This is a genomic window from Acetobacter sp. DmW_136 (assembly GCF_008690365.1).
In the GTDB taxonomy this organism is placed as follows: Bacteria; Pseudomonadota; Alphaproteobacteria; order Acetobacterales; family Acetobacteraceae; genus Acetobacter; species Acetobacter oryzifermentans.
This window is the reverse complement of record NZ_VHON01000102.1, coordinates 1-364: the sequence shown is the minus strand read 5'-3', so window position 1 is coordinate 364 and position 364 is coordinate 1. Positions and strand designations below refer to the sequence as shown.

The following is a 364-nucleotide window of genomic DNA, read 5'->3' as shown; positions in this document are numbered from 1 at the left end:
CCTCAGCGCTACCCTGCGCACGGCAGACAGGGACCCGGGGAAGGAAGCACTGGCAGACATCCGCCGGATCGTGGAGCAGATCAGGAGCCGCTGGCCCAGGGTGCGTATTCTGGTGCGCGGGGACAGTGGCTTCTCCCGGGACACTCTGATGACATGGTGCGAAGACAACCACGTTGACTTCCTGTCTGGGCTTGCAGGCAACACCCGCCTGTATGACCGGATTGCCTCTTTGTCCGCTGAGGTTCGTGACGAAGCCGCCACGACAGGCAGAGCGGCGCGCGGTTTCGCCTCCTTTGACTGGATCACAAAGGACAGCTGGACGCGCCGCAGGCGGGTGGTGGCCAAGGCCGAATGGCGCCACGGC

The 364-nt window shown here is 64.8% G+C and carries 1 protein-coding gene; it reads left to right on the top strand.

The features are described from left to right. A partial coding sequence (locus FKW31_RS15890; protein ID WP_150179067.1) for a transposase occupies positions 1–364 on the top strand: 364 nt, incomplete at both ends.